This window comes from Paraburkholderia phenoliruptrix (assembly GCF_019511605.1).
Classification (GTDB): domain Bacteria; phylum Pseudomonadota; class Gammaproteobacteria; order Burkholderiales; family Burkholderiaceae; genus Paraburkholderia; species Paraburkholderia phenoliruptrix_A.
Genome location: NZ_JAEUAV010000003.1, coordinates 248,157 through 273,202, shown reverse-complemented (window position 1 = coordinate 273,202; position 25,046 = coordinate 248,157). Strand labels below are relative to the sequence as shown.

Below are 25,046 nucleotides of genomic sequence, written 5' to 3'. Positions count from 1 at the left end.
AAACGGCGCCGCCCGTTATTGAAACGTAATGTGAGCGCGTTCGCGATTGCCGCCGCGAGGCGCGCTCCGTCTGGACGCGCCCTTTTGCGTTGTGCTACCTTACGCGCACTTGCAACGCCCGCTCCACCTTACTGCTGCACCGTCGGCAGACATCAAGCACGAGCCGCCTCCACGAAGGCGGCTTTTTTATAGCGGCGCTGCCTTGCGCGGCAATCGGCGCGAACCGGCTGCCGCTATAACGCGAGGCGGCATGAGCGCAGCCGGCACCGCGTCCTGATGACGGGGTGCCCGATGTACCCGACGACGCGCCTGATGCACCTGAGCGCGCCGCGCCAATGCAAAGCCATCACCCTTGTAGCAGCATCGACCATGATCCACGACCCAAACGACGCCGGCTTGCCCGACGACCTTCCGCCCCCCGCCAGCGAAGCCGGCACCCCCGCAGCGCAAGCCGCCGCGCAGCAGGACGAAGCCTTGCACCGGCGCCGCATTCGCAGCTTCGTCACGCGCGCTGGCCGTGTGTCGACAGGCCAGCGCCGCGCAATGGAGGAACTCGGCCCGCGCTTTGTCGTGCCGTTCGCGCCGCAGCAGCCCGACTGGAACAGCATCTTCGGCCGTGAAGCGCCGCGCGTGCTGGAGATCGGCTTCGGCATGGGCGCAAGCACCGCCGAGATCGCCGCGCATCGTCCCGGCGACGACTTTCTCGGCGTCGAAGTACACGAACCGGGCGTCGGCGCACTGCTGAAGCTGATGGGCGAGCAGGCGCTCACCAACATCCGCATCATCCAGCACGATGCAGTCGAGGTGCTCGAGCAGATGATCGCCCCCGACAGCCTCGACGGCGTGCACATCTTCTTTCCCGACCCGTGGCACAAGGCGCGCCATCACAAGCGCCGCCTGATCCAACCGAAGTTCGTCGCATTGCTTGCATCGCGCCTGAAGCCGGGCGCCTATCTGCATTGCGCGACCGACTGGCAAAACTACGCGGAACAGATGCTCGAAGTGCTGGGCGCGGAGCCGTCGCTGCAGAATACGGTCGACGGCTATGCGCCTCGCCCCGACTACCGCCCGGTGACGAAATTCGAGCGACGCGGCCTGCGGCTCGGCCACGGCGTGTGGGATCTGGTGTTTCGCAAGCGCGAAGGGTGAACCCGGGTAAGCGGAACAACCGTTACGCCGGAACACTGCCTCCACGAAGACGCCCGCTCAAAACAGAAAGGTCCGCCTATGTCGCCTGGTAAGCGACGGGCGGACCTTCTTTCATTGCGCCGAAAACCAGCGTGGCGGACTCAATCGGCCCAGCTAAGCGCGCCGCTATAGCCCACCAGCAGGATCAGCAAGCCGAAGCCGATGCGATACCACGCAAACGCCGTGAAATCGTGTCCGGCAACATAGCGAAGCAGCCAGCGCACGCATAGGAACGCGCTAACGAACGCAGCCACAAAGCCGAGCGCGAAAACGCCGAGTGCGTCGGCGGACAGCGTGTGCCAGTCTTTGTGCAGCTCGTAGGCGGTCGCGCCGAACATGATGGGAATCGCGAGGAAGAACGAAAATTCGGTGGCCACGCGCCGGTCCAGACCAAACAGCATGCCGCCGATGATCGTCGAACCCGAACGCGACGTGCCGGGAATCAGCGCAAAGCATTGGGCCAAGCCAACCTTCAGCGCATCCATCGGGGTCATGTCGTCGACATCGTGCACGCGAGCCACCTTACTCTCGCCTGCCTGGCCGCGCTGCCGCGCCTCGACCCACAGAATCACCACGCCGCCCACCACGAGCGCGAATGCAACCGGCACCGGCGAAAAGAGCGCCGCCTTGATGGACTTTTCGAGCAGCAGCCCCAGCACGATCGCCGGGATGGTGGCGATGATCACGTTCAGCGTGAAGCGCCGCGCTTCGGGACGGCTCGGCAAGCCGGTGACCACGGTCACAATGCGGCGGCGAAACTCCCAGCACACTGCCAGAATCGCGCCCAGCTGAATTACCACGTCGAAGGTTTTCGCGTGAGCGTCGTTGAAGTTGAGCAGACTGCCTGCCACGATCAGATGCCCCGTGCTCGACACCGGCAAGAATTCCGTCAAGCCTTCGACGATGCCGAGAATCAATGCCTTGCAAGCCAATAACCAGTCCATCCGTGCCCCTCATCCCTATAGATTCGATTGTTGGAACTGGCACGGCCAGCGCGACGACGCGCGGCCCTGCCGGCCGCGCGCAGCGTCACTTCTCGACGATTTGCACGCGTATACCGTTTGTAAGGATGGTGATTGTACCGGGTTCATAATTGACTCCGGCAAATTGCAGCTGTTCGGGCTTGAACGTGTAGATCGGGTAGTTGCTGAGCAACTGCGTGGCGAGCACAGCGGCCGCCGCATTGATCTGTTGCGTGTAGGCCTGTGCGCCGCCGCTCACGCTCACGTTGTCCACGTTCGGTGATTTGAGCACGACGGACTTGCTCGCCGCGTCATAGGCGAGTTCGCTCGACAGTGTGAAGACGCCATCCACCGGTTGCGGCATGAAGGGGCTCGCGAGGTGCGCGTCGAGCTTGACCGCAACGCGGTTCGCCTCGGGCAGGAAGCCGACTATCGGATGGCTCAGCGCGACGTCGAACACCTGGGAGACCGTGCGCTGATACGGGAATTTGCGCTGCACCGCGTCCTGCACCTGCTGCTGCGAGAACGTGTAGTGCGACGGAATGAAGGGAAAGGTCGACGTCGCACATGCGCTGAGCGAGACCATACCAAGCGCGCCTGCGCCTGTCAGCGCGGCGAACAGAAAACGGCGCCGAGCCGGCGCCAACAATCGAGACATAGGGTTTCTCCAATCGGGTTTCTCCAATCGACCGCGCGTGCGGCCTTATCTCTCTGTCAAAGCGCCTGCGTCATGCGACGTCCGGCTGTGTCTGCACTTCGAGTTGCGCGAGCCACAGCAACGCCTCGCCCCGACTGGCGCCGCACATCTCCACCTGCGGCTGCAAGCCCGAACAGCAGGCGGGCCGCTCCGGCTGGCCGAAGATCGCACAACGCAGGTCGTCGCCGAGTTGCACGCAGCGCACGCCCGCCGGCTTGCCTTGTGGCATCCCCGGAATTGGACTCGAAATAGACGGCGCGATACAGCACGCACCGCAATCCGGCCGGCACGCGTGATCCGCCACGTTGAACACAGACTCGCGTCTTGCCACCCGATCGCATGCATCACTCACAACACACTTCCTGAATTGAAACAGAGCACCACGGCGCCAGACCCGCATTGTGCCACTGTGTCGCGTGCGACCTTTTTACACAATCGCGCGCTCGGCGGCTCCCGTACACTAAATCGAACTCAAGGCCACGCTCAAGAAGCGCCGGCGCGCTGCATGCGGTTTTCACGCGGTTTTGACGCGGTCTTCACGCTGCTTTCACACCGTTTCCACGCGGTGAGCAGCAGGACTGCACCAGCAGCACGACCCGCGCCTCCGTCACGGCGGCCATCCATGACGAGCCTCTCATGACTACCGCCAACCCGCTGTTTCGCCCCGACCTGCTCGCCAAGTACAACGCGAACGGCCCACGCTATACGTCCTACCCAACGGCCCTTCAGTTCCGCGACGACTTCGACCCCGGCGCCTATCTGCGCGCCGCGGCCGACCCGGGCGCCTCGGCCCTGGATCTCTCGCTGTACTTCCACATTCCGTTCTGCGACACGGTTTGCTTCTACTGCGGCTGCAACAAGATCGCGACAAAAAACCGCGCGCATGCCCTGCCCTACCTCGAGCGGTTGAAACGCGAAATTGCCTTGCAGGCCGCGTGTTTCGATACACGCCGCCCGGTGTCGCAATTGCACCTGGGCGGCGGCACGCCAACCTTCATGTCGAACGACGAACTCGCTGAGTTGCTCGCCACGGCGCGCGAGCATTTCGCCTTCGTGCCTGACGACGAGGCCGAATATTCGATAGAAGTCGATCCGCGCGAAGCATCGCCCGAGACCATCGCGCATCTGCGCAAGCTCGGCTTCAATCGGCTGAGCCTCGGCGTGCAGGACTTCGATCCACTCGTGCAGAAGGCCATCAACCGGATTCAGCCGCCCGACATGACCGCCTCGGTCATGCAGGCGGCGCGGCATGCGGGCTTCCATTCGATCGGCGTCGACCTGATTTACGGGCTGCCGCATCAAACTGTGGAGAGCTTCAGCCGCACGCTCGACACGATGATCGAGCTTGCGCCCGATCGACTGTCGGTATTCGCGTACGCGCACATGCCGCAGCTCTTCAAGATGCAGCGCCGGATGGATGCGGCGACGCTGCCCTCGCCTGCCATGCGTCTTGCGATCCTGCAGCGCGTGGTGGAACGCCTGAGCGCGGCGGGCTACGTCTATATCGGCATGGATCACTTTGCGCTGCCCACCGACGAACTTGCGCGCGCTCAGGCACAGCGTACCTTGCATCGCAACTTCCAGGGCTACAGCACGCGGGCCGAATGCGATCTGATCGGCTTCGGCGCGTCGTCCATCGGCAAGGTGGGCGACGTCTACGCGCAGAACGCGAAAGAGCTGCCCGCCTATGCCGCCGCGATCGACGCCGGCAAACTCGCGATCACGCGCGGCGTGCGTCTGAGCGCCGACGACCGTCTGCGGCGCGACATCATCACGCAGTTGATGTGCAATCTGGAGTTGCGCTTCGACGAATTCGAGGCGATGTACGGCATACACTTCGCCGATACGTTCGAGCCCGAACTGGAACGCTTGCGCGGCTTCGAGCAAGACGGCCTCGTGTCGCTCAGCAATCGCAAGCTCGAAGTGCAGACGGCCGGGCGCATGCTCGTGCGCAACATCGCGATGGTGTTCGATCACTATCTCGGCCAGCAGACGCTCGAACGGTTTTCGCGCACCGTTTGATCGGGCAGCGATAGCGACTGCAAGCGGCTTGCCCGCCGGCTGATTTTCGGCCATAATCTGCGTCTTCGCCGCGCGAGAGCTTTTGACGCGTGCGCTGCAAGACCTGCCCAGGTGGTGAAATTGGTAGACGCAGGGGACTCAAAATCCCCCGCCGCAAGGCGTGCCGGTTCGATTCCGGCCCTGGGCACCAAACATTTACGTAGTTAGTTTTGAGAAGTCAGTCTCAAGACGAATTCGCAAACCCGCGCTAGCCAAACGCTTCGCGGGTTTTTTGCTTTGGCGGGCGCAAACGCCGCAGTCTTCGTTGTCGGCCGCAAGCGCAGCGCCACGCCGCGGTTGCACGCTCACCTCTACCGCCCCACCACCCGCGCCGTACCATGCGCGGCTGCACGCCGACGCTTCAACGCATACCCCACCCACATCACCACCAGCCAAACCGGAACCAGCAACACCGAAACCGACAGGCCCGGCGTCATCGCAAGAATCACCAGAATCAGCGCCATGAAGGCGAGGCAGATCCAGTTGCTCACGGGAAACCAGAACGACTTGAAAACCAGCGTCTCGCCCGCGGCGACCATCGCCCGACGCGACTTCAAGTGCGTCAGGCTGATCAGCGCCCAGTTCAGGACCAGCGCGGCCACCACGAGCGCCATCAGCAGGCCGAGCGCTTCAGCCGGAATCAGATAATTGACGATCACGCACGTGAACGTGGCAAGCGCCGACAAACCGATCGCCATATACGGCACGCCGCGCCGGTCGACCTTCATCAGCGCGCGCGGCGCGTTGCCCTGTTCCGCGAGGCCGTACAGCATGCGGCTATTCGCATAGACGCCGCTGTTGTACACCGACAGTGCCGCGGTCAGCACCACCACGTTGAGCACGTTGGCGGTGAGCGTCGAACCGATCTGCGAAAAGATCATCACGAAGGGGCTGCCGCCCGCCGCCACCTCGTTCCACGGATACAGCGAAAGCAGCACCGCAAGCGAGCAGATGTAGAAAATCAGAATCCGGTAGATCACCTGATTCACGGCCTTCGGAATGCTCTTTTGCGGCTCGTCCGCCTCCGCCGCGGTAATGCCGATCAGCTCCAGCCCGCCGAACGAAAACATGATGACGGCCAGCATCGTGAAAAGGCCATGAAAACCATGCGGGAAAAATCCGCCGTGACTCCAGAGATTGCTGATCGACGCCTGCGGTCCACCCTGCCCGCTAAAAAGCAGATAACCGCCGAACACGATCATGCCGATCACGGCCGCCACCTTGATGATCGCAAACCAGAACTCGGTCTCGCCGTATGCCTTGACGTTCGCGAGGTTGATCGCGTTGATGCCGGCGAAACAGACCAGCGCCGAGACCCACGTAGGAACGCCCGGCCACCAGTAGTGAACGTACGTGCCGACCGCCGTCAGTTCCGCCATGCTGACGAGCACATACAGCACCCAATAGTTCCAGCCTGACAGGAAGCCGGGAAATTCGCCCCAATACTTGTACGCGAAGTGGCTGAACGAGCCCGCCACCGGTTCCTGCGCGACCATTTCGCCCAACTGGCGCATGATCATGAAGGCGATGATGCCGCCGATGGCGTAGCCGAGAATCATCGACGGCCCCGCGGCCTGCAACACGCTCGCCGAGCCGAGAAAGAGGCCGGTGCCGATCGCGCCGCCGAGCGCGATGAGTTGGATGTGGCGATTCTTGAGCCCGCGCTTCAGGCCGTCTTGCTGTGGTGCATTGTTCAAATTACGCCCCAGTGTATGGATTTCCGATCGCCCGATCAGACTTGTGGTCCGCCCCGGCAGAACCCAAAATTTTACCGCGACCGATATTGTCCAAATACTGGTGGCAACCCGCGCTTCGTGCTTCGCCGCACCTTGGCCCGCAGATAAGAATTGTCACTGCCGCACCGCTTCGGTATGTTGCCGTAGTCGGTTTTTGTCTCCGGAGATTCAGCATGCCGCTCAAACGTCCGCTTTGCGCCGCCGTCTTGTGTCTCTGTTTCGCGGGGTCTGGCGCGTTCGCGCAGAGTTCCGCGCCCACTGCGGCGCCGCAGACTCCGCCTTCGGCCGCCCCCGCCACGACGCCCGCGCGTGAAGCCGCCGCCGCGCCGATGACCGGCCCGGTGCGCAACGTCGTGCTGGTGCACGGCGCATTCGTCGACGGCTCGAGTTGGAATGGGGTCGTCGCGAAACTGCAGCAGAAGGGCTATCGCGTGAGCTCCGTGCAAAACCCGCTCACTTCGCTCGCCGACGACGCCGCCGCTACACGTCGCGTACTGGCCCGTCAGGAAGGGCCGACCATTCTTGTTGGCCATTCGTGGGGCGGCGTGGTCATTACCGAAGTGGGCGCAAATGCGCCGAACGTCGCCGGCCTCGTGTACGTCGCGGCAATTGCACCGGATCGGAACGAGTCGGCAATGGATCTCATGAAACGCGCCGCGCCGATGCCGGCAGGCGCGGGCATCGTGAAGGATTCGAGCGGTTTTCTATGGCTGGACCGCAGCAAGTATCACGCGGATTTCGCCGCCGACGTCTCCGAAAATGTGACGCGCGTGCTGTCCGCCGCGCAAGTGCCGATCGCCGCGGCTGCGTTCGACGAAACGGTCAGCCAGGTCGCGTGGAAAGAGAAGCCGTCCTGGTATGTGCTGACGACGAAAGACCGCGCGGTGTCGCCGGATGTCGAACGATTCATGGCGGAGCGCATGGGCGCGACCATCGTGCCAATCGCGTCGAGCCATCTCGCACCGGTGTCGCATGCGGGCGCGATTGCCGACGTGATCGACCGCGCCGCACGCGAATTGAGCCGCCAGCAGTAGTGCCCGGCCGCGTGCGCTTTCGGCTACCACTTGCGGCCACCACACGGCGACTATACGGCGACTACCGCAGCATGAACGACATCGCCGACAAACAGTTCAGCATGCGCACCGCATGTTCCGCCGACGCCGCGCTAAAGCGCAACGTAACGGCATCGACGCGCGTGAGCGTCGGCCATTGGCAGAACAGATCGGCGAGCCCGCTTGTCTGCACACGCAGTTCGCACTCGACGGGCTTTGCCGCAGCGCGCGCGGCTTGCGGCGCCCGACCCGCGGCGAGATGCTGCTGCACGACCTCGCGGGCCGCACTCTGAATAGCCGCGCGAGCACTCGCAGGCGACTGCGTGACACCGCTCGCGTGCCCCGTCGCGCTCTTCGTCACGACAAAGCGTGCGCCCGGAAAACGCGGCGCGGTTTCCTCGGCGAATACATCGTCGCCGGATAAAAGTGCTACCTGTGCGCCATATTCTTCAGCCAGCGCGCCATACAGACCCGCCTCGCCGACCTCGACACCGTTCAGCGAAACGCGCGCGAACGCAAAGCTGTTGATGGTGTGCGCGAGAATGCCGCGCGTTTGCGCCATCGCGTGATAGCCGATCATGAAGACCAGCGCCGCGCCGTATTCGAGGCCCGCCATCATGCCGAGCGTGCGCGGCTTGCCGAGCACCACCTGCGCGCGCTCGTCGAGCAGATCGGGCAGCAGGTTGCGGAAGCCGCCGTGCGAGTCGTTGACCCATACTTGCGTCGCGCCGCCGGCAAATGCGCCTTCGATTGCAGCGTTGGCTTCGAGCGTCATCCAGCGGCGCGCGGCTTCGTATTCGCCATTGCCGGCCCGCGTCTGCTCCGTGTGAAAAACGCCGGCGACGCCTTCGATGTCGGCAGAAATAAGGACTTTCATCAGGAAGTGTGTTCGAGTAGTTGCGCGAGATCGGGAACGCTCTCGCATAGTGACAGGCGCCGGTGGCCGTCGCGTCCGGTCACGGATTGCGCGCTCCACAGCGCATCGAGAATGGCCTGTTCGACGCTGTCGGCGCAGGCCCGAAACAGCGGATCCATGCACTGATCCGCGACGAGCGGCGGCAACTCGACGTACTGCGCGAGATGCGGCACCGTGTAGGCCGTGGAAAATGCGAGCGCTATGTCGCCGCTGCCGTGGCCATATACGGAGCCCGTCCGCGCAAGGCCCGCTGCTGCGCGCAACGAAAGGCGTTTGAGCTGTCGCGCGTCGAGCGGCGCATTGGTGGCGACGATCATGATGATCGAGCCTTGCTCGGGCTTCGTGCGCCCGGCAAGCTCTACTGCATGCGCCGACGCTTGCACGCCTGCCGTCGCCGCGCGCTGTGCAAGCGCGCGCCCTACAGGATGACCGTCGATAACCAGCATCGGTAAACGCCCAAAGTTCGCGAGCACCATCGCGCCGACCGTGTACTCGCGCCCCGCTGCCTGCACCACTCGCGAAGCATTGCCGATGCCGCCCTTCAGATCGAAGCACGACATGCCGCGCCCCGCTCCGACCGAGCCGCTCGCCACGCTCGTACTGGCCGCAGCGCAGGCGTCGTTGTAATGCTGTTCGTCGACGGCAAGGGCCTGAATGTCGTTCAGGTAGCCGTCGTTGCATTCGAACACCAGCGGATTGACGGTCGGCCACTCGCGGCCGATGCTCGGATTGGCCTGCGTGGCCGCACGAACCTGCGCCTGCGCCACCGCGGCCACGCTGAACGTATTGGTCAATGCAATCGGCGTTTCGAGCGTGCCGAGTTCGTCGAGTTGCACGAGCCCGACACTCTTGCCAAAGCCGTTGACCACCGAAACCGCCGCCGGCACTTTGTCGACAAATGGATCGCCCGCATGCGGACGGATCACGGTCACACCGGTTTGCAGCGCGCCGTGAGCGAGCGTGCAATGCCCGACGCTCACACCGTGGACGTCGGCAATCGTGCCGAGCGGGCCGCCCGGCAATTCGCCGACATGCGGCGGGCGGCGCAACTTCGCCGCGTCATGCGTTGGCGCGACGGGACTCATGGGCGGTCGAGCTTCGGGTCGAGCGCATCGCGCAACCCATCGCCGAGCAGGTTGAACGCGAGCACCGTGAGGAAAATCGCGAGGCTCGGGAACAGCGCGATATGCGGAGCCGTCACCATGTCCGCACGCGCTTCGTTGAGCATGGCGCCCCACTCGGGGGTGGGCGGCTGAGCGCCGAGTCCGAGAAACGACAGACTCGCGGCCGTGATGATCGAGGTGCCGATGCGCATCGTGAAGTACACGACAACCGACGAGATGGTGCCCGGCAGGATATGACGCACGATGATCGTCCCGTCCGACGCGCCGATACTGCGCGCCGCCTCGATATACGTGAGCTGCTTGAGCATCAGCGTGTTGCCGCGCACGAGCCGCGCGAACGCCGGAATACTGAAGATAGCCACCGCGCAGATCACGTTGATCATGCCGTTGCCGAGAATCGCCACCACGCCGATGGCAAGCAGAATGCCCGGAAAAGCGAACAGCACGTCGGCCACGCGCATCGTGATGCGATCCCACCAGCCTTCGTAATAGCCCGCCAGCAAGCCGAAAAACGTGCCGATCACCGCGCCTATCGCAACCGAGAGAAAGCCGGCTTCGAGCGAGATGCGCGAGCCCGCGACGATGCGGCTGAAAATGTCGCGGCCCAATGAGTCGACGCCGAACCAGTGCGCAGCCGAAGGCCCTGCGTTCAACGCGTCATAGTCGAAGAAATTTTCCGGATCGTAGGGCACGATATGCGGCGCGGCAATCGCGACGACGACCAGCAGCAACACGAAAATGCCGGCGGCGAGCGCCACGTGCTGCTTGCGGAATTTGCGCCAGAACTCGCTCCACGGCGTACGGATAGCGCGCTCGGCGCGCACGGGTTTGGCCGCATTCGGCTCGGTGGCTGTCGTGCTCATGCGGGCCTCACTTGAAACGGATAGTCGGATTGATCACGGCGTACAGCACGTCCACGACCAGATTGATGATGATGAATTCCAGCGAGAACAACAGCACCTCCGCCTGAATCACCGGGTAGTCGCGCATCGACACGGCGTCTACCAGCAGGCGCCCGAGCCCCGGCCAGTTGAACACCACTTCCACCACGATCGAGCCGCCGAGCAGAAAGCCGAATTGCAGCCCCATCATCGTGACGACGGGAATCATGGCGTTGCGCAGGCAATGTTTGACGATCACGAGCCGTTCCGGCACGCCCTTCGCGCGCGCGGTACGCACGAAGTCTTCATTCATTACTTCGACGAAGGAGGCGCGCGTGAAGCGCGCCATCACCGCCGCCACAGCCGCGCCTAGTGTGAGCGATGGCAGGATGTAGCTCTGCCATGAACCGTCGCCGACAATGGGCAACCAGCCGAGCTTTACCGAGAAGACCTCCATCAGCAGCATGCCGAGCGCGAACGCGGGAAACGAGATGCCCGACACGGCCAGCGTCATACCGAGCCGGTCTGGCCAGCGATTGCGCCATACCGCCGACACAATGCCGATGCCCATGCCGAGCACCACCGCCCATACCATGCTTGCGATGGTGAGCAGCAGCGTAGGCATGAAGCGCTCGCCGATCTCCTCGCTGACCGGCCGCTTGCTGCGCGTCGAGGTGCCGAAGTCGCCGTGTGCGATCTTCACGAAAAAGCGCGCGAATTGCTGCGGCATCGGCTTGTCGAGCCCGAGATCGGCGCGCACCAGCGCGACGGTCGCCTCGTCGGCATCCGGACCGGCGGCGAGCCGCGCCGGATCGCCCGGTAGCAGATGCACGAATAGAAAGACCAGCACCGCGACGATAAAGAGCGTCGGCAGCAAGCCAAAGAGACGTTTGACGAGGAAGTTCAGCATTAAAGCTCAGTCCGGCAATGATACGGGCAACGAAATATCAGGTACTACGCTCACGCGAACGTGCGGCGCCGCCCGTCCTGGCAGGACTTGCAGCGCCACACGCCCGGCTCGTTACTTGATCGCGATTTCGTCGAAGTTGAACGAACCGTCCGGCGCGACGTAAGCACCCGACAGACGTTTGCTGCGCGCATACACGACCTTTTCCTTGACGAGGAAAATCCACGGCGCGTCAGCCCAGATGCGTTTTTGCGCGTCTGTGTAAAGCGCGGCCTTCTTCGTGCGGTCGGTGGTTTCGAGCGCCTCCTTCAGATCGCTGTCGACAGTGTCGTTCTTGTAGTACGCGGTATTGACCATCTTCGGCGGGAACGAGACCGATGCGAGCAGCGGCGTGATCGCCCAGTCAGACTCGCCCGTCGACGACGACCAGCCTGCGTAGTACATACGCACCGGTGCGGTGGCCGCGTCCTGCGCGCTTTCCACCTTGGCGACGCGCTGCCCCGCCTCGAGCGCTTCCACTTGCGCCTTGATGCCGACCTGTGCCAGTTGCTGCTGCACGAACTGAATGACCTTCTGTGCGGTCGAGTAGTTGTACGCGGACCACAGCGTGGTTTCGAAGCCGTTCGGATAGCCCGCTTCCTTCAGCAGCGCGCGCGCCTTGGCCGGATCATACGGCCACGGCCCGAGCTTCACCGCATAGTCGACGCCTTGCGGCACGACGCCGTCAGCCGGCGTCGCGTAACCGGCGAACACGACCTTGGTCAGTGCCTCCTTGTTGACTGCATAGTTCAGCGCCTCGCGCACCTTGGGATTGTCGAACGGCTTCTGGTTCATGTTCAGGCTGATATAGCGCTGAATGATCGACGGCGACGCGATCAGATCGACCTTCGGGCTCTGCTGCAACTGCGCGGCCTGTTCGAACGGCACCTGGAATGCGAAGTCCGCTTCGCCGGTGCGCATGAGCGCGGCGCGCGTATTGTTGTCGACCACCGGCTTCCAGTCGATTGCATCGATCTTCGGGTAGCCCTTCTTCCAGTAACCGGCGAACTTCTTCACCGTCAGGTCGCCTGCCGGGTCCCACTTCACAAATTCGAACGGGCCCGTGCCGACCGGATGGAACGCGATGTCCTTGCCGTATTTCTTCAGCGCGTCCGGCGAAATCATGACCGCCGACGGATGCGCGAGCACGTTGACGAAAGCCGAGAACGGCGCCTTCAGCGTGATCTTTACCGTGTACGGATCGACCACTTCGGTCTTCTCGATCCGGTTGAACATGTTGTAGCGCTTGAGCTTGTTCGCCGGGTCCGTCACGCGGTCGAAGTTCGCCTTCACTGCCGCGGCATTGAAGTCCGTGCCGTCCTGGAACTTCACGCCGTGCCGCAGCTTGAACGTGTAGACGCGGGCGTCGGCGCTCGCTTCATAGCTGTCGGCGAGCACGTTGACGAGCTTCATGTCCTTGTCGAAGCCGAACAGCCCTTGATAGAACGACTTCGCGACCGCTTGCGAGAGCGTGTCGTTGGCGTCGTATGGATCGAGCGTCGTGAAGGTCGATGCGACAGCCATCACGGCCGTGGTTTCGGCATGCGCGACGTTGCCCGCGAGCATCGCGAACACGACTGCGCCGCCGCCGAGCAGCGCGCGCAAACGAAACGGAGAAGACGGGACCAGCAGGTTCATGAGTGGGCTCCAGGCTGCAAGTTGAAACAGGTTGGGTTGCGATTCGACCATTGCTCCGGCGGCTTACGCCGGCGCTTGTTGTTGACTGCTTTGACCGCTCTTTCAGTACGCGCCTCCCACGCGGTGCTGCGCGACGAAGTGATCCGGGCCGACGGCAACGAGCGGCGCCACAGCGGGTTCATCGTTCAATGCGCGGATCGGGCTTGGAATTTCGTCGGCGGCAAGCATGCGTTTTGCGTGACGCCGCGCCGGGTCCGCCACCGGCACTGCGCCCATCAGCTTTCTCGTGTACGGATGCTGCGGTGCCTCGAACACCGCGCGCCGCGGGCCGATTTCGACGATCTGACCGAGATACATGACCGCCACGCGATGACTCACGCGTTCGACCACCGCCATGTCGTGCGAGATGAACAGATAGGCCACGCCCAGTTCGCGCTGCAAATCGAGCATCAGGTTGACGATCTGCGCCTGCACCGAGACGTCGAGTGCGGACACGGACTCGTCGGCGATCACCACTTTCGGGTTCAGCGCGAGCGCACGTGCAATTGCGATGCGTTGCCGTTGCCCGCCCGAAAACTCGTGCGGGTAGCGGCGCGCGGCTTCGGGCGGCAGGCCGACTTTTTCGAGCAGCCACGCGACCCGCGCCTGTGCCTCGGCGCCTTGCGCGACGCCGTGCACGAGGAGCGGCTCCATGATCGAGAAGCCGACCGTCAGGCGCGGATTGAGCGACGCGAACGGGTCCTGAAAAATAAACTGGATGTCGCGGCGTAGCGCCTGCAATGCGGCGCCCGTCAGCGAACTGATCTCCTTGCCGTTGAATTCGATCGAACCGCTCTGGCTTTCCACGAGCCGCAACAGCGAGCGGCCCGTAGTGGACTTGCCGCAGCCCGACTCGCCAACGAGCGCGAGCGTTTCGCCCGGCCGCAAGTCGAAGCTGACTTTCTCGACCGCATGCACGCGCCCCGTGAGGCGGCCAAAGAGACCGCTTCTGACCGGAAAGCGCGTGACCAGATCGCGCACGCGCAGAATAGGCGGCGTACTTTCGTCGACGCGCGGCTGCGCTTCTTTCGCGACGGCGTCTGCGGGGCGCACCGGCTCGTCGGCGCCGCTCACGCTTGCCTGCTCGACCGTCAGAATGGGGAACTTCGCGGGCTGGTCCGTGCCCTGCATTGCGCCCAGACGCGGCACGGCCGCGAGCAGCGCCTTCGTATAGGCATGCGACGGCGCGGCAAAGAGCGCGTCCGATGCGCCCTCTTCCACCTTTTCGCCGCGATACATGACGAGCACACGATCCGCGACTTCGGCAACCACACCCATGTCGTGCGTGATGAAGATCACGCCCATGTTCATCTCATCCTGCAAGCCGCGAATCAGTTGCAGGATCTGCGCCTGAATCGTCACATCGAGCGCGGTGGTGGGTTCGTCGGCGATCAGCAGGGCAGGCTTGCACGACAGCGCCATCGCGATCATCACGCGTTGGCGCATGCCGCCCGACAGTTGATGCGGGAAGCGCCCCGCCACGCGCCGCGCCTCGGGAATGCGTACCAGTTCGAGCAGGCGCAGCGTTTCGGCGAAAGCGGCCGAGCGGCTCTTGCCCTGATGCAGCGAGATCGCCTCGCTGATCTGGTCGCCCACGGTAAAGACCGGGTTGAGCGAGGTCATCGGCTCCTGGAAGATCATCGCGATGTCGGCGCCGCGAATCGAACGCATGGTGCCCGACGACGCCTTCGCGAGGTCGAGCACACTGCCGTCGCGGCGCCGGAATGCGATGCTGCCGCCGGCAAGGCGCCCACCGCCATGCTCGATCAGCCGCATCAACGCGAGCGAGGTCACCGATTTACCCGAACCGGATTCGCCGACGATCGCGAGCGTCTCGCCGCGCTCCACGGTGAACGACAGATTGCGCACCGCATTGAAAGTGGTCTCGCCGCTGCGAAACGCAACCGACAGGTTGTCGACCGCCAGCACGCGCTGCGGCGGCAGGGTTTCAATAAGCGGGCTGGCGGTGTGCGATGAAGTCGGCACGGTGGTTCCTTTCTGTTCGAACGCGCGGGTGTTGTCCAACAATATTCGGGGTAACGAACTAACGGTAGATGGCCGTCTCCGGCGTTGCGCCGACGCGCGCAAAACCGCGGTACATGCCCTCGGTGTTGAACGGCAGCGCGATGTTGCCGCGCGCGTCCACGGCGATCAGGCCGCCGCGACCGTCGATCTTCGGCAGGCGGTTCATGACCACGTCGTGCGCGGCCTCCTGCAGCGACACGTTGCGATAGGCCATTTGCGCGGCGACGTCGTAAGCGGCCACCATGCGCATGAACATTTCGCCGGAGCCGGTTGTCGACACCGCGCAGGTGGCGTCGTCGGCATAGCAGCCGGCGCCGATCAGCGGCGCGTCACCCACGCGGCCCACCTGCTTGTTGGTGATGCCACCTGTCGAGGTCGCTGCGGCGACGTGGCCATGCGCGTCGAGCGCAACGGCGCCGACCGTGCCGAACTTGCGGTTCGGGTCGAGGGGTTCGTGCGGCGTGGGTTCGCCGTCAGCGGCTGCCGACGAGGAAAACGCGAAGCTCGCGCCATCGTGATCGAGCATCGCGCGTTGCTGGTCGCGCGCGAGCAGCCACTGCCGATGACGCGCCTCGGTGCCGAAGTACGCAGGCTCGACGAATTCCACCCCGTGCGCAGCCGCGAAGCTCTCGGCCCCTTCCCCGGTGAAGAGCACGTGTTCGCTGCATTCCAGCACGCGGCGCGCGGCGAGAACCGGGTTGCGCACGCGCTTCACGCAGCAGACCGCGCCGGCTTCGAGGTTGCTGCCGTCCATGATCGCCGCGTCGAGTTCATGTGTGCCCGCCGCCGTGTACACCGCGCCGTGACCCGCGTTGAAGAGCGGACAGTCTTCCAGCAGGCGCACGGCTTCGCTGACTGCGTCGAGCGCGCTGCCGCCTTCGGCAAGCACGCGCTGACCGGCGGTGAGCACCGCGTGCAAAGCCGCGTGATAGTCGGCCTCGGCGCTGGCCGGGAGCGACGCGCGCAAAATCGTGCCCGCGCCGCCGTGAATGGCAATGACTGCGTTGGTGTTCATCGTTTGGATTTGGGTTGGGGTCTGGCTTTGGTCGTGGAGACTTTGGCAACGGTCGTGCGTGCCGATTCGTGTGCCGATTCACGCGCGGCATCGGCCGACGCGTTGCTGGCCGCAGATGAGGACGCGGAAAGCGGATCGGTGAGCCACGGCAAGACGAATTCGGTGACTTCGGCGGCGGCTTTCACCGAGCGCTTCGCGCGATACGCGACCGCGTCACACAGCGCTTCGATCACGGCAAGCACCGCCGCGTCCGCGTTCGCCGCAAGCCGGCGTTCCGAGCGCACATACAGCGAGAGGTCGGCGAATTGCGCGAGCGGCGAGCGCGGTCCGTCGGTCAGCGCGAGCACACGTGCGCCGCGGGTGGCTGCGCGACGCGCGAGTTCGATCGTGTCGTCGACATAACGCGGGAACGCGATGCCGACCACGAGGTCGCCCTCGCCGCAGTTGAACAGGCGCCGCGCGGCATGCGAGGGACCGCCAATGAACGCAAGCGACTGCACGTTGTCGTGATACGCCATCAGTCCGTGTTCCATCAGCCCGGCGAGAAACGCGCTCGTGCCCGCGCCGAGCACGAACACGCGGCGCGCGGCAAGAATCGCTTCCACCGCGGCTTCGGCGGCGGCGTTGTCGATGGCGGTGCGCGTGAGGTGCAGATTGTTGGCCGCCTGCTCGAGGGACGCGTCCACTACGTTGTCGCCGGCGGCAAGCGACTCCTGCGCGCTGCGCAAGCGCTCGACGGGCGCCAGCGTCGCCTCGAAGCCGCGCACGAGCGCCTCGCGAAACTGCGGATAACCGTCGAAGCCCAGCGTGCGCGCGAAGCGGTTGGCCGTTGCGACAGACGCGCCGACCACGCTCGCCAGTTCGTCGATACGCATGGTGGCCGCGCGAAACAGATTGGCCAGCACGTACTCGCCCATGCGCCGATGAATCGGCGTGAGCGTGGGCATGGCGGCTTCGATGCGGGCGGCGATGGCCTGCTCGGCCCCGTTGGATGCAACCGACGGTTGATGAATCATGCGGGTGATGCAGCGCGGTGGTTAGCGGGCAAAGTTGTTCTTGGGCAAGCTGCGGGCACGTTCGCGGGCGACATGATGGGCGACCTGATAAGCAACCTCGTGCGCCACGTCGCGGCCGGGCTCATCGCCGACTTCATTGGCAGGTTCGTCGTCAAATTGGTCGCCAAGCTGATCGGCAACCTCAAGGCGAGCTTGCCGGCTGCCAGAGGACAGATCGCCTCGCGGTGTAAGCAGAATGCATGAAAGTATATTTACATGGAAATCGTCCGGAAAAAAATTCATTTTCATTTTTCCGGGTTTGCCCTGGTGCTGGTCTTGGTGCCGGTTGTCCGGTCGAGTCGATTTGCGGCAAGCCGCAGCAGGACTTCGCGCACGCGCCCGACAGCAGCCAGCGTCGCACTGAGCCCCGGCTCGGCAGGCCCGCTGCGTGCGCTGTCTTCGTGCAGTGTTATTCTTCGCTCGCCATGAATCTCGAAAGCATCCTCTTCACCCAGGGCTTCGGCTCGCGCCGCCAATGCCGCGCGCTGATTGCCGACGCTCGCGTCACGATCGGCGACACCGTATGCACCGACGCGGACGCTGATTTCCCGGCCGAAGACACGTCGTTCTGCTTCAGCGTAGACGGCGTGATGTGGCCGTACCGCGAGCATGCCTATTTGCTGCTCAACAAGCCGGCGGGCTATGAGTGCTCGCGCGATCCGCAGCATCATCTGAGTGTGTTCAGTCTGCTGCCGCCGCAATTCGCCGAGCGGGGCGTGCAATGCGTCGGCCGGCTGGATCAGGACACCACCGGCTTGCTGCTGCTCTCCGACGACGGCAAGTTCGTGCACCTGTTCACGTCGCCCAAGCGCAAGGTGCCGAAGGTATATGTGGCGAGCACGCGCCATCCTGTCGACGACACGCAGTTGAGCCTGTTGCGCAACGGCGTGCTGCTGCACGGCGAGTCGAAGCCGGTCGCGGCCGTCGACGCGCAGTTGCGCGGCGAGCGCTCGTTGGCGCTCACGGTGATGGAGGGCAAGTATCACCAGGTGAAGCGGATGATCGCCGCGGCCGGTAATCGTTGTGAAGCGCTGCATCGCGAGCGCGTTGGCGGGTTGGCCTTGCCGGCAACGCTCGCGCCGGGCGCATGGCAATGGCTTGACGAAGCCGCGCTAGAAGCGCTCCGGTCAGCGCCGAACGCATAACCCGAATCGCTTGCGCAATGGGCACGCGCGACTGTCGGCGCGATCCATGTGCAATCCATGTGCGCTAGCGCACCTTCAAGGCAACCTTGCCGTACGGACGCTGCGACGCAGCATGCGGTTCGTCATGCCTCGCCCTATACTCGTCTAAACAAAGACTAGAAAGCGCTCAAGGAGGGGCCATGATTGTCCATAGCGGAGTCATGAACTCGTATGTGATGGTGACGTTCGCGCTGCTGGGAGTGTTGCTGATCGGCGGACTGCTGATCGCAATGCGGCTGCGGCACAAATACCATCCCAATCTGATAGGCGCGTTGATCGGCGGATTGCTCTGTTTCCTGTTGCTCGAGGCGCTGCCGGCTCTCACCTGAACGGCGAGAAGGCCGGCGCATCCGGAGCATCCGGCACGAGCGTCGCGCACCGCCGTTGCCGCCAGCCGCCGCGTGTGGCCGCGTCTGCCCGCATTTTTCGCATGGCCCGCACGCCGCGAGCCGTCTTGTCATTGCTGGCGAGTCGAGGCCATTGCGCGGCTGCGCGACGTGACTTGCGCGCTGCCCGCTCGGTCATCTCAGCTTACTTCGCGTCGGCCTTGCCGGTCCCTGCCTCGCGCAGAAAGTGCCCGACACTCGGATAGCGCAGACGCACGCCCAACTCTTCCTTCAGGCGGCGATTCACGAGCCGCCTCGATTCGCGCATGAACGACAGCAAGGTCGGCTCGATCTGCTGCTCCGCTTGCGCTCGCGTAATGCGCGGTGCTCGCGCCAGGCCGAAGGCATCCGCGACGAGATCGAAGTACTCGCCCATCTTGAGCGAGGAGTCGTCGGACGCATGGATCACGCGCGCCGGCCGCCCGTGCGTGGCAAGGCGCACGAGGATCGCGGCGAGGTCGTCGGCGTGAATGTGATTGGTGTAGACGTCGTCCGCGTCGATCAATGCAGGCGTGCGCTTTTCGAGCCGCGCAAGCGGCAGCCGATTGCCCGCATAAATGCCGGGAATCCGCGCGATGCTCGCGGCAATCGTGCCGCGCGCCGTCGCGCGCCGCAGTTGGCGTTCCGCGGACATGCGCCGCTTTGCCCGCGCATTGGCCGGCTTTGCAGCGCGCGTCTCGTCGATCCACGCGCCGCCGCAATCGCCGTACACGCCCGTCGTGCTCGCGTAAACCAGGCGCAGCGGCGCACGCGAAGCGGCGGCGCGACGAACACCCTCGGGTACAATATTGATTGGTTCCGTTGCTGCGCACGAGGCGCGCGCGCGGCGCAAGCGCCCAATCGGCGCAAAGCTGCCAGCCGCACGCGGCAAGGCAACGTCGCGGCGCATGCCCAAGGTGGCGAGCAACGCGCGGGTACGGCGGTCGTCGTCGCCGGTTTTCTGCGGAGGGGCGAGATGCAGCACGGTCGGCGCGAGGCCCGCAAGCCGTTTCAGGCTGCGACGCTCGTCGAGATCGCCGAGCAGCGGCGAGACACCGGCAGCACGCAATTCGGCGCTGCGCTCCGCGTGACTGGTAAGGGCGAAGACGTGAGCGTGCGGCCGCAGCAGGGGCACACAGCGCATGCCGACATCGCCGCAACCTACGATCAACACGCGCGGACGGCGGAAGGTTCGTGTCGCTTTCATGGTGCACGCATTGTAGCCGTCGGGCGCCAGTGGCGCCGGCCCTGTTGGCGCTGTGGCGCCTGCCGGTCTCGCCGGGTTCGCCGGGTTCGCCGGATTCGCTTGTCTCACTGGCCTTGCGGCCAATTTACGATTACCGACTTTTCCATTTCGAACACTTATGGCATTCAACGTCACGCTCCGGCAAAGCGGCCGGCAGTTTCAGGTAGAACAGGACGAACCGGTACTGAACGCAGCCTTGCGTCAGGGCATCGGCCTGCCGTACGGCTGCAAGAACGGCGCGTGCGGTTCGTGCAAGGGAGCCGTGGTGAACGGCCAGGTGGAGCAGCGCGCGCATTCGTCGTCGGCATTGTCGAACGATGAAAAGACGCGCGGCATGGCGCTCTTCTGCTGCGCGACCGCGTGTTCGGACCTGGAAATCGACATTCGCGAAATCGCGGGCGTGGGCGACGTGCAGGTGAAAAAGCTGCCGTGCCGCGTGAACGCAATCGAGCGCAAGGCCGACGACGTGATCGTGCTCAAGCTGCAACTGCCGGCGAACGAACGTCTTCAGTATCTGGCCGGCCAGTACCTCGAATTCATCCTGAAGGACGGCAAGCGCCGCAGCTACTCGATGGCGAACGCGCCGCACACGGAAGGCCCGATCGAGCTGCATATCCGTCACATGCCCGGCGGCGCGTTCACGGACCATGTGTTCAACACAATGAAGGAGCGCGACATCCTGCGCTTCGAGGCGCCTCTCGGCACATTCTTTCTGCGCGAAGAGTCGGACAAGCCGATCGTGCTGCTCGCGTCGGGCACGGGTTTCGCGCCGCTGAAGGCGATCGTCGAGCATGCGGTATTCAAGAACCTCGACCGGCCGATGACGCTGTACTGGGGAGCGCGTCGCAAGAAAGACCTGTATCTGCTCGAACTCGCCGAGCAATGGGCGCGTGAAATTCCGAACTTCAAGTTCGTGCCGGTGCTCTCCGAGCCGGACCCGAGCGACGCGTGGACGGGCCGCGTCGGCTTCGTGCATCGCGCGGTGATCGAGGACCTGCCGGATCTGTCCGCTTACCAGGTGTATGCGTGCGGTGCGCCGGTGATGGTGGAATCGGCACTGCGCGATTTCACGCAGCATCATGGCCTGCCCCAAGACGAGTTCTACGCGGACTCGTTCACGAGCGCCGCGGATCTCGCTAACGCGGTTTGAGCGAACGCAGCGGGCGTAGCCCAACGCAGCCGAAGCCGCCCATGCACGCAAGGCCCGATCAGCACAGCGAGCGGGCTTTGCACACGCGAGTGTTATGTCAGCATCAAGACAGCCGCGCAGAACTCGCATTTGCGCCCTGTGCCGTGAATCGATGCAAATTCATGCAAATTCATGGTTTACACCGGCGCTTTCCTTGTCGTATTCTTTCGCGCATGAACCGCATCCAGTCCGAACTTCGACGTCGCCGCTCGCCGCTTCCTTAGGGACGCCGCCGGCTTCGTCACGGATTCGCGCCATACAAAGCGCAAGCTGTTCGAATCATGAAAGCCACGGCATGCCGTGGCTTTTTTGCTTTTCCGCCTCATCCACCTCTTACCCGCTGTCTGGAGCCTGCCGTCATGAATTTCAATGAGTATCCGATCGAGTCGCTGATGTACATCACCAACCGGCCCGAAATCGTTTTCACGCACGGCAAGGGCTCGTGGCTCTACGACAACAACGGCAAGCGCTATCTGGATTTCATTCAGGGCTGGGCGGTCAATGCTCTCGGTCATTGCAACGAAGGCATGATCGAAGCGCTGAACGCGCAGGCAAAGCTGCTCTTCAATCCGTCGCCGGCTTTCTACAATGAGCCGATGGCGAAGCTCGCCGGCCTGCTCACGCAACATAGCTGCTTTGACAAGGTGTTCTTCGCGAACAGCGGCGCGGAAGCGAACGAAGGCGCAATCAAGCTCGCACGCAAGTGGGGCAGGAAGTTCAAGGACGGCGCGTTCGAAATCATCACCTTCGATCACAGCTTCCATGGCCGCACGCTCGCCACCATGTCGGCAAGCGGCAAGCCGGGCTGGGACACGATCTACGCGCCGCAAGTGCCGGGCTTTCCGAAAGCAGACCTGAACGACATCGCATCGGTCGAAAAGCTGATCAATGCGAAGACCGTTGCGGTGATGCTCGAGCCGATCCAGGGCGAAGGCGGCGTGATTCCCGCCACGCGGGAATTCATGCAGCAACTGCGCGAGCTGACCCGCAAGCACAATCTGCTACTGATCGTCGACGAAGTACAAAGCGGTTGCGGTCGCGCGGGCACGTTGTTCGCCTATGAGCTCTCGGGTATCGAGCCGGACATCATGACGCTCGGCAAGGGCATTGGCGGCGGCGTGCCGCTCGCGGCGCTGCTCTCGAAAGCCGAGGTCGCGGTGTTCGAAGCCGGCGACCAGGGCGGCACCTACAACGGCAATCCGTTGATGACGGCGGTCGGCTATTCGGTGATCTCGCAACTCACGGCGCCGGGCTTCCTCGAAGGCGTGCGCGCGCGCGGCGACTATCTGCGCGCGAAGCTGCTCGAGTTGTCCGAAGAGCGCGGCTTCAAAGGCGAACGCGGCGAAGGTCTGCTGCGGGCGCTGCTGCTCGGCAAGGACATCGGCAACCGGATCGTCGAAAAGGCGCGCGACATGCAGCCCGACGGCCTGCTGCTGAACGCCGCGCGTCCGAACCTGCTGCGCTTCATGCCGGCGCTCAACGTCACCAACGAAGAGATCGACCAGATGATGGCGATGCTGCGTTCGATTCTCGACACGCTGTAACGAAACGGGGCACCTGATGAGCACGAGCGACGCGCTTTCCATTCGCCGCTTCGACGCACACGACACACCTGCGGTGATCGCGCTGTGGCAGCAGGCCTTTCCCGAGTATCGGGACGCGACGAAGCCGCAGCGCAATCCGCATCTGTCGATTGCCAACAAGCTCGCCACTCAGCCGGAGCTGTTCTTTGTGGCGGTGCTGAACGAGCGCGTGGTCGGCACGGTGATGGGCGGCTACGACGGTCACCGCGGCTGGCTCTACTCGCTCGCGGTGGACGAAGCATGGCGGCGGCACGGCATCGGCACGCGACTCGTCGCGCATGTCGAAGCGGCGTTGACCGCGCTCGGCTGCCCGAAGTTGAATCTACAGGTGTTGTCCGCGAAGAGCGACGTGCGTGCGTTTTACGAGGCGCTCGGGTATCGCGCGGACGAAGTGATCAGCCTCGGCAAGCGTCTTGGCGAGTTGGCCGCCACTGCGGCGGGTTGAAGACGGCGCGTCGCACGGCTGCATCAGCGCTCCACAAACACGAAGGCCGCATGCGTCTGCTTACGCATGCGGCCTTTTTTCAACGGCGCTACAGGTGCGAGTGCTTGACTACACGCTCGTCACCTGCGCTTATCAACAGCTCACTCAGCAAATTCACTCAGCTAACTCACTCGCCCAGATAAGCAGCCCGCACCTTCGGATCGTCGAGCATCTGCTTTGCGTCGCCGGACATCGTGACGAGACCCGAGTCCATCACATAGCCGCGGTTCGCCGCTTGCAGCGCGAGACGCGCGTTCTGCTCGACGAGCAGCACGGTCATGCCTTCGGCGGAAATCGCGCGCACCACTTCGAAGATCTTCTCGACCATGATCGGCGACAGACCCATCGACGGTTCGTCGAGCAGCAACAGCTTGGGACGCGAGATGATCGCGCGCGCCATCGCCAGCATCTGCTGTTCGCCGCCCGAGAGCGTGCCCGCGAACTGCGTGGCGCGCTCCTTCAGACGCGGGAAGAAGCCGAACATGCGCTCGACGTCGGCCTTGATGCCGTCGCTGTCGCTGCGCAGGTACGCGCCCATCTGCATGTTCTCGACAATCGACATGCGCGCGAAGATGCCGCGGCCTTCCGGCACCATCGCGAGGCCGCGCTTGAGCAGCTCGTGCGGCGGCACGCCCTTGATCGACTGGCCCATGTACTCGATGTCGCCCGCCGCGTACGGCTTCAGACCCGTGATTGCCTTCATCGTCGTGGTCTTGCCGGCGCCGTTCGCGCCGATCAGCGTGACGAGTTCGCCCTGCCCGACTTCGAGGTCGATGCCCTTGACTGCCTGGATGCCGCCGTAGTTGACCTGCAGGCCCTTGATTTTCAACATGGTTTGCGTCGTGGACATCAGTGGACTCCTGCACCCAGATAAGCTTCGATCACCTTAGGATCCTTCTGCACGTCTTGCGGCAGACCTTGCGCGATCACCTTGCCGTAGTCGAGCACCGTCATCTGGTTGCACAGACCCATTACCAGCTTCACGTCGTGCTCGATCAGCAGGATCGTCTTGCCGTCGGCGCGGATTTTGTCGAGCAGGCGCGTGAGTTCGACCTTTTCCGTCGCGTTCATGCCGGCCGCGGGTTCGTCGAGCGCGAGCAGTTTCGGATCCGTTGCCAGCGCGCGCGCAATCTCCAGGCGGCGCTGGTGGCCGTACGACAGATTGCGCGACGTGTAGTCCGCGTACTGCGCAATGCCGACGTACTCCAGCAGTTCGATCGCGCGCTCCTTGATCTCACGCTCTTCCTTGCGCTCGGCCGGCGTCTGAAACACTGCGCCGAGCAGGCCGTGCTTCGTGCGCACATGCCGGCCCACCATCACGTTCTCCAGCGCGGTCATGCCGCCGAACAGACGAATGTTCTGGAACGTACGCGCAATGCCTGCCTTCGCCACCTGATACACCGCGGTCGGCGTGTAGTTCTGGCCGTCGAGCTTGAAGTCGCCCGAGTCGGGCGTGTAGAGGCCCGTAATCACGTTAAAGAACGTGGTCTTGCCGGCGCCATTCGGGCCGATCAAACCGTAGATCTGGCCGGCCTTGATTTCCAGGCCGACGTCGGACAGCGCCTGCAAACCGCCGAAACGCTTGTTGACGCCTTTCACCGACAGTCGAATGTTGTCGCTCATGTATGTTCTCCTTTGTCGACCGGAGCTCGCTCTTTCG

24 protein-coding genes and 1 tRNA gene are annotated in these 25,046 nt (G+C 63.9%); 9 read left to right on the top strand and 16 right to left on the bottom strand.

All coding sequences use genetic code 11. The features are described 5' to 3' along the window. Positions 1-369 precede the first annotated feature (369 nt). Positions 370-1,149, top strand: coding sequence for a tRNA (guanosine(46)-N7)-methyltransferase TrmB (gene trmB / locus JNB89_RS07420; protein WP_135892890.1), 780 nt, complete (start codon positions 370-372; stop codon positions 1,147-1,149). Positions 1,150-1,289: 140 nt separating this feature from the next. On the opposite strand, the gene JNB89_RS07415 is transcribed toward trmB, so the two are convergent. The 3 genes from JNB89_RS07415 to JNB89_RS07405 form a co-directional block, all read right to left on the bottom strand. Next, positions 1,290-2,132, bottom strand: a complete 843-nt coding sequence (locus tag JNB89_RS07415; protein ID WP_013340243.1) for an undecaprenyl-diphosphate phosphatase — start codon at positions 2,130-2,132, stop codon at positions 1,290-1,292. Between the two features lie 85 nt (positions 2,133-2,217). Continuing rightward, positions 2,218-2,808, bottom strand: coding sequence for a DUF1439 domain-containing protein (locus JNB89_RS07410; RefSeq protein WP_220361791.1), 591 nt, complete (start codon positions 2,806-2,808; stop codon positions 2,218-2,220). A 70-nt stretch (positions 2,809-2,878) separates the two neighbouring features. Beyond that, positions 2,879-3,151, bottom strand: coding sequence for a YkgJ family cysteine cluster protein (locus JNB89_RS07405; RefSeq protein ID WP_346656197.1), 273 nt, complete (start codon positions 3,149-3,151; stop codon positions 2,879-2,881). Positions 3,152-3,483: 332 nt separating this feature from the next. Between JNB89_RS07405 and hemN the strand changes: the two genes are divergently transcribed. Together hemN and JNB89_RS07395 are read left to right on the top strand one after the other, a co-directional pair. Beyond that, on the top strand, positions 3,484-4,869 hold the full coding sequence (gene hemN / locus JNB89_RS07400) for an oxygen-independent coproporphyrinogen III oxidase (protein ID WP_220361790.1): 1,386 nt from the start codon (positions 3,484-3,486) through the stop codon (positions 4,867-4,869). Positions 4,870-4,974: 105 nt separating this feature from the next. After that, positions 4,975-5,059 (top strand) — tRNA-Leu (locus tag JNB89_RS07395). 160 nt (positions 5,060-5,219) lie between these two features. Here JNB89_RS07395 and JNB89_RS07390 read toward each other — a convergent pair. After that, a complete protein-coding gene (locus JNB89_RS07390) occupies positions 5,220-6,605 on the bottom strand; it encodes an amino acid permease (RefSeq protein ID WP_220361789.1) in 1,386 nt (461 codons plus the stop codon). Positions 6,606-6,817: 212 nt separating this feature from the next. Between JNB89_RS07390 and JNB89_RS07385 the strand changes: the two genes are divergently transcribed. Continuing rightward, positions 6,818-7,678, top strand: a complete 861-nt coding sequence (locus JNB89_RS07385; protein WP_220361788.1) for an alpha/beta fold hydrolase — start codon at positions 6,818-6,820, stop codon at positions 7,676-7,678. A 61-nt stretch (positions 7,679-7,739) separates the two neighbouring features. Here JNB89_RS07385 and JNB89_RS07380 read toward each other — a convergent pair whose 3' ends face one another. From JNB89_RS07380 to JNB89_RS07340, 9 genes are all read right to left on the bottom strand, one after another. Continuing rightward, on the bottom strand, positions 7,740-8,573 hold the full coding sequence (locus JNB89_RS07380; protein WP_013340249.1) for a M55 family metallopeptidase: 834 nt from the start codon (positions 8,571-8,573) through the stop codon (positions 7,740-7,742). Further along, a complete protein-coding gene (locus JNB89_RS07375; protein WP_220361787.1) occupies positions 8,573-9,697 on the bottom strand; it encodes a P1 family peptidase in 1,125 nt (374 codons plus the stop codon). Before JNB89_RS07375 ends, JNB89_RS07380 begins: the two co-directional genes overlap by 1 nt. Further along, on the bottom strand, positions 9,694-10,599 hold the full coding sequence (gene gsiD, locus JNB89_RS07370; RefSeq protein ID WP_220361786.1) for a glutathione ABC transporter permease GsiD: 906 nt from the start codon (positions 10,597-10,599) through the stop codon (positions 9,694-9,696). Before gsiD ends, JNB89_RS07375 begins: the two co-directional genes overlap by 4 nt. 7 nt (positions 10,600-10,606) lie before the next feature. Next, complete coding sequence (gene gsiC / locus JNB89_RS07365) at positions 10,607-11,527, bottom strand: glutathione ABC transporter permease GsiC (protein ID WP_027212326.1); 921 nt, start codon at positions 11,525-11,527, stop codon at positions 10,607-10,609. A gap of 111 nt (positions 11,528-11,638) precedes the next feature. After that, the gene (gene gsiB, locus JNB89_RS07360) at positions 11,639-13,201 is read right to left on the bottom strand and encodes a glutathione ABC transporter substrate-binding protein GsiB (RefSeq protein WP_135892899.1); all 1,563 of its coding nucleotides are present in this window, start codon (positions 13,199-13,201) and stop codon (positions 11,639-11,641) included. Between the two features lie 102 nt (positions 13,202-13,303). Continuing rightward, on the bottom strand, positions 13,304-15,226 hold the full coding sequence (locus JNB89_RS07355; protein WP_220361785.1) for a dipeptide ABC transporter ATP-binding protein: 1,923 nt from the start codon (positions 15,224-15,226) through the stop codon (positions 13,304-13,306). A 58-nt stretch (positions 15,227-15,284) separates the two neighbouring features. Next, positions 15,285-16,280, bottom strand: coding sequence for an isoaspartyl peptidase/L-asparaginase family protein (locus JNB89_RS07350; RefSeq protein WP_220361784.1), 996 nt, complete (start codon positions 16,278-16,280; stop codon positions 15,285-15,287). Continuing rightward, positions 16,277-17,296 carry a MurR/RpiR family transcriptional regulator gene (locus JNB89_RS07345; protein ID WP_220361783.1) on the bottom strand — a complete coding sequence of 340 codons (1,020 nt, stop codon included), beginning with the start codon at positions 17,294-17,296 and terminating at the stop codon, positions 16,277-16,279. The genes JNB89_RS07350 and JNB89_RS07345 overlap by 4 nt, the downstream gene beginning before the upstream one ends. A 21-nt stretch (positions 17,297-17,317) precedes the next feature. Then, positions 17,318-17,584 carry a hypothetical protein gene (locus JNB89_RS07340; protein ID WP_220361782.1) on the bottom strand — a complete coding sequence of 89 codons (267 nt, stop codon included), beginning with the start codon at positions 17,582-17,584 and terminating at the stop codon, positions 17,318-17,320. Positions 17,585-17,760: 176 nt separating this feature from the next. Here JNB89_RS07340 and JNB89_RS07335 point away from each other — a divergent pair, with 176 nt between their 5' ends. Both JNB89_RS07335 and JNB89_RS07330 read left to right on the top strand, forming a co-directional pair. Beyond that, positions 17,761-18,480, top strand: a complete 720-nt coding sequence (locus tag JNB89_RS07335; RefSeq protein ID WP_220361781.1) for a pseudouridine synthase — start codon at positions 17,761-17,763, stop codon at positions 18,478-18,480. Between the two features lie 179 nt (positions 18,481-18,659). Beyond that, positions 18,660-18,848 carry a hypothetical protein gene (locus tag JNB89_RS07330; protein ID WP_013340258.1) on the top strand — a complete coding sequence of 63 codons (189 nt, stop codon included), beginning with the start codon at positions 18,660-18,662 and terminating at the stop codon, positions 18,846-18,848. A 202-nt stretch (positions 18,849-19,050) separates the two neighbouring features. Here JNB89_RS07330 and JNB89_RS07325 read toward each other — a convergent pair whose 3' ends face one another. Continuing rightward, the gene (locus tag JNB89_RS07325) at positions 19,051-20,091 is read right to left on the bottom strand and encodes an NAD-dependent epimerase/dehydratase family protein (protein WP_220361780.1); all 1,041 of its coding nucleotides are present in this window, start codon (positions 20,089-20,091) and stop codon (positions 19,051-19,053) included. Positions 20,092-20,248: 157 nt separating this feature from the next. On the opposite strand from JNB89_RS07325, the gene JNB89_RS07320 reads away from it, so the two are divergent. From JNB89_RS07320 to JNB89_RS07310, 3 genes are all read left to right on the top strand, one after another. Continuing rightward, entirely contained in the window at positions 20,249-21,280 is a 1,032-nt protein-coding gene (locus JNB89_RS07320; RefSeq protein WP_013340260.1) for a CDP-6-deoxy-delta-3,4-glucoseen reductase, read from the top strand. A gap of 398 nt (positions 21,281-21,678) precedes the next feature. Next, on the top strand, positions 21,679-22,863 hold the full coding sequence (locus JNB89_RS07315) for an acetylornithine transaminase (RefSeq protein WP_220361779.1): 1,185 nt from the start codon (positions 21,679-21,681) through the stop codon (positions 22,861-22,863). Positions 22,864-22,879: 16 nt separating this feature from the next. Beyond that, positions 22,880-23,347, top strand: a complete 468-nt coding sequence (locus tag JNB89_RS07310; protein ID WP_220361778.1) for a GNAT family acetyltransferase — start codon at positions 22,880-22,882, stop codon at positions 23,345-23,347. 166 nt (positions 23,348-23,513) lie between these two features. On the opposite strand, the gene JNB89_RS07305 is transcribed toward JNB89_RS07310, so the two are convergent. Both JNB89_RS07305 and JNB89_RS07300 read right to left on the bottom strand, forming a co-directional pair. Next, positions 23,514-24,218 (bottom strand): ABC transporter ATP-binding protein, encoded by a 705-nt coding sequence (locus tag JNB89_RS07305; RefSeq protein WP_085955117.1) that lies wholly within the window; start codon positions 24,216-24,218, stop codon positions 23,514-23,516. A 17-nt stretch (positions 24,219-24,235) separates the two neighbouring features. Continuing rightward, positions 24,236-25,009 (bottom strand): ABC transporter ATP-binding protein, encoded by a 774-nt coding sequence (locus JNB89_RS07300; protein WP_013340264.1) that lies wholly within the window; start codon positions 25,007-25,009, stop codon positions 24,236-24,238. Positions 25,010-25,046 lie beyond the last annotated feature (37 nt).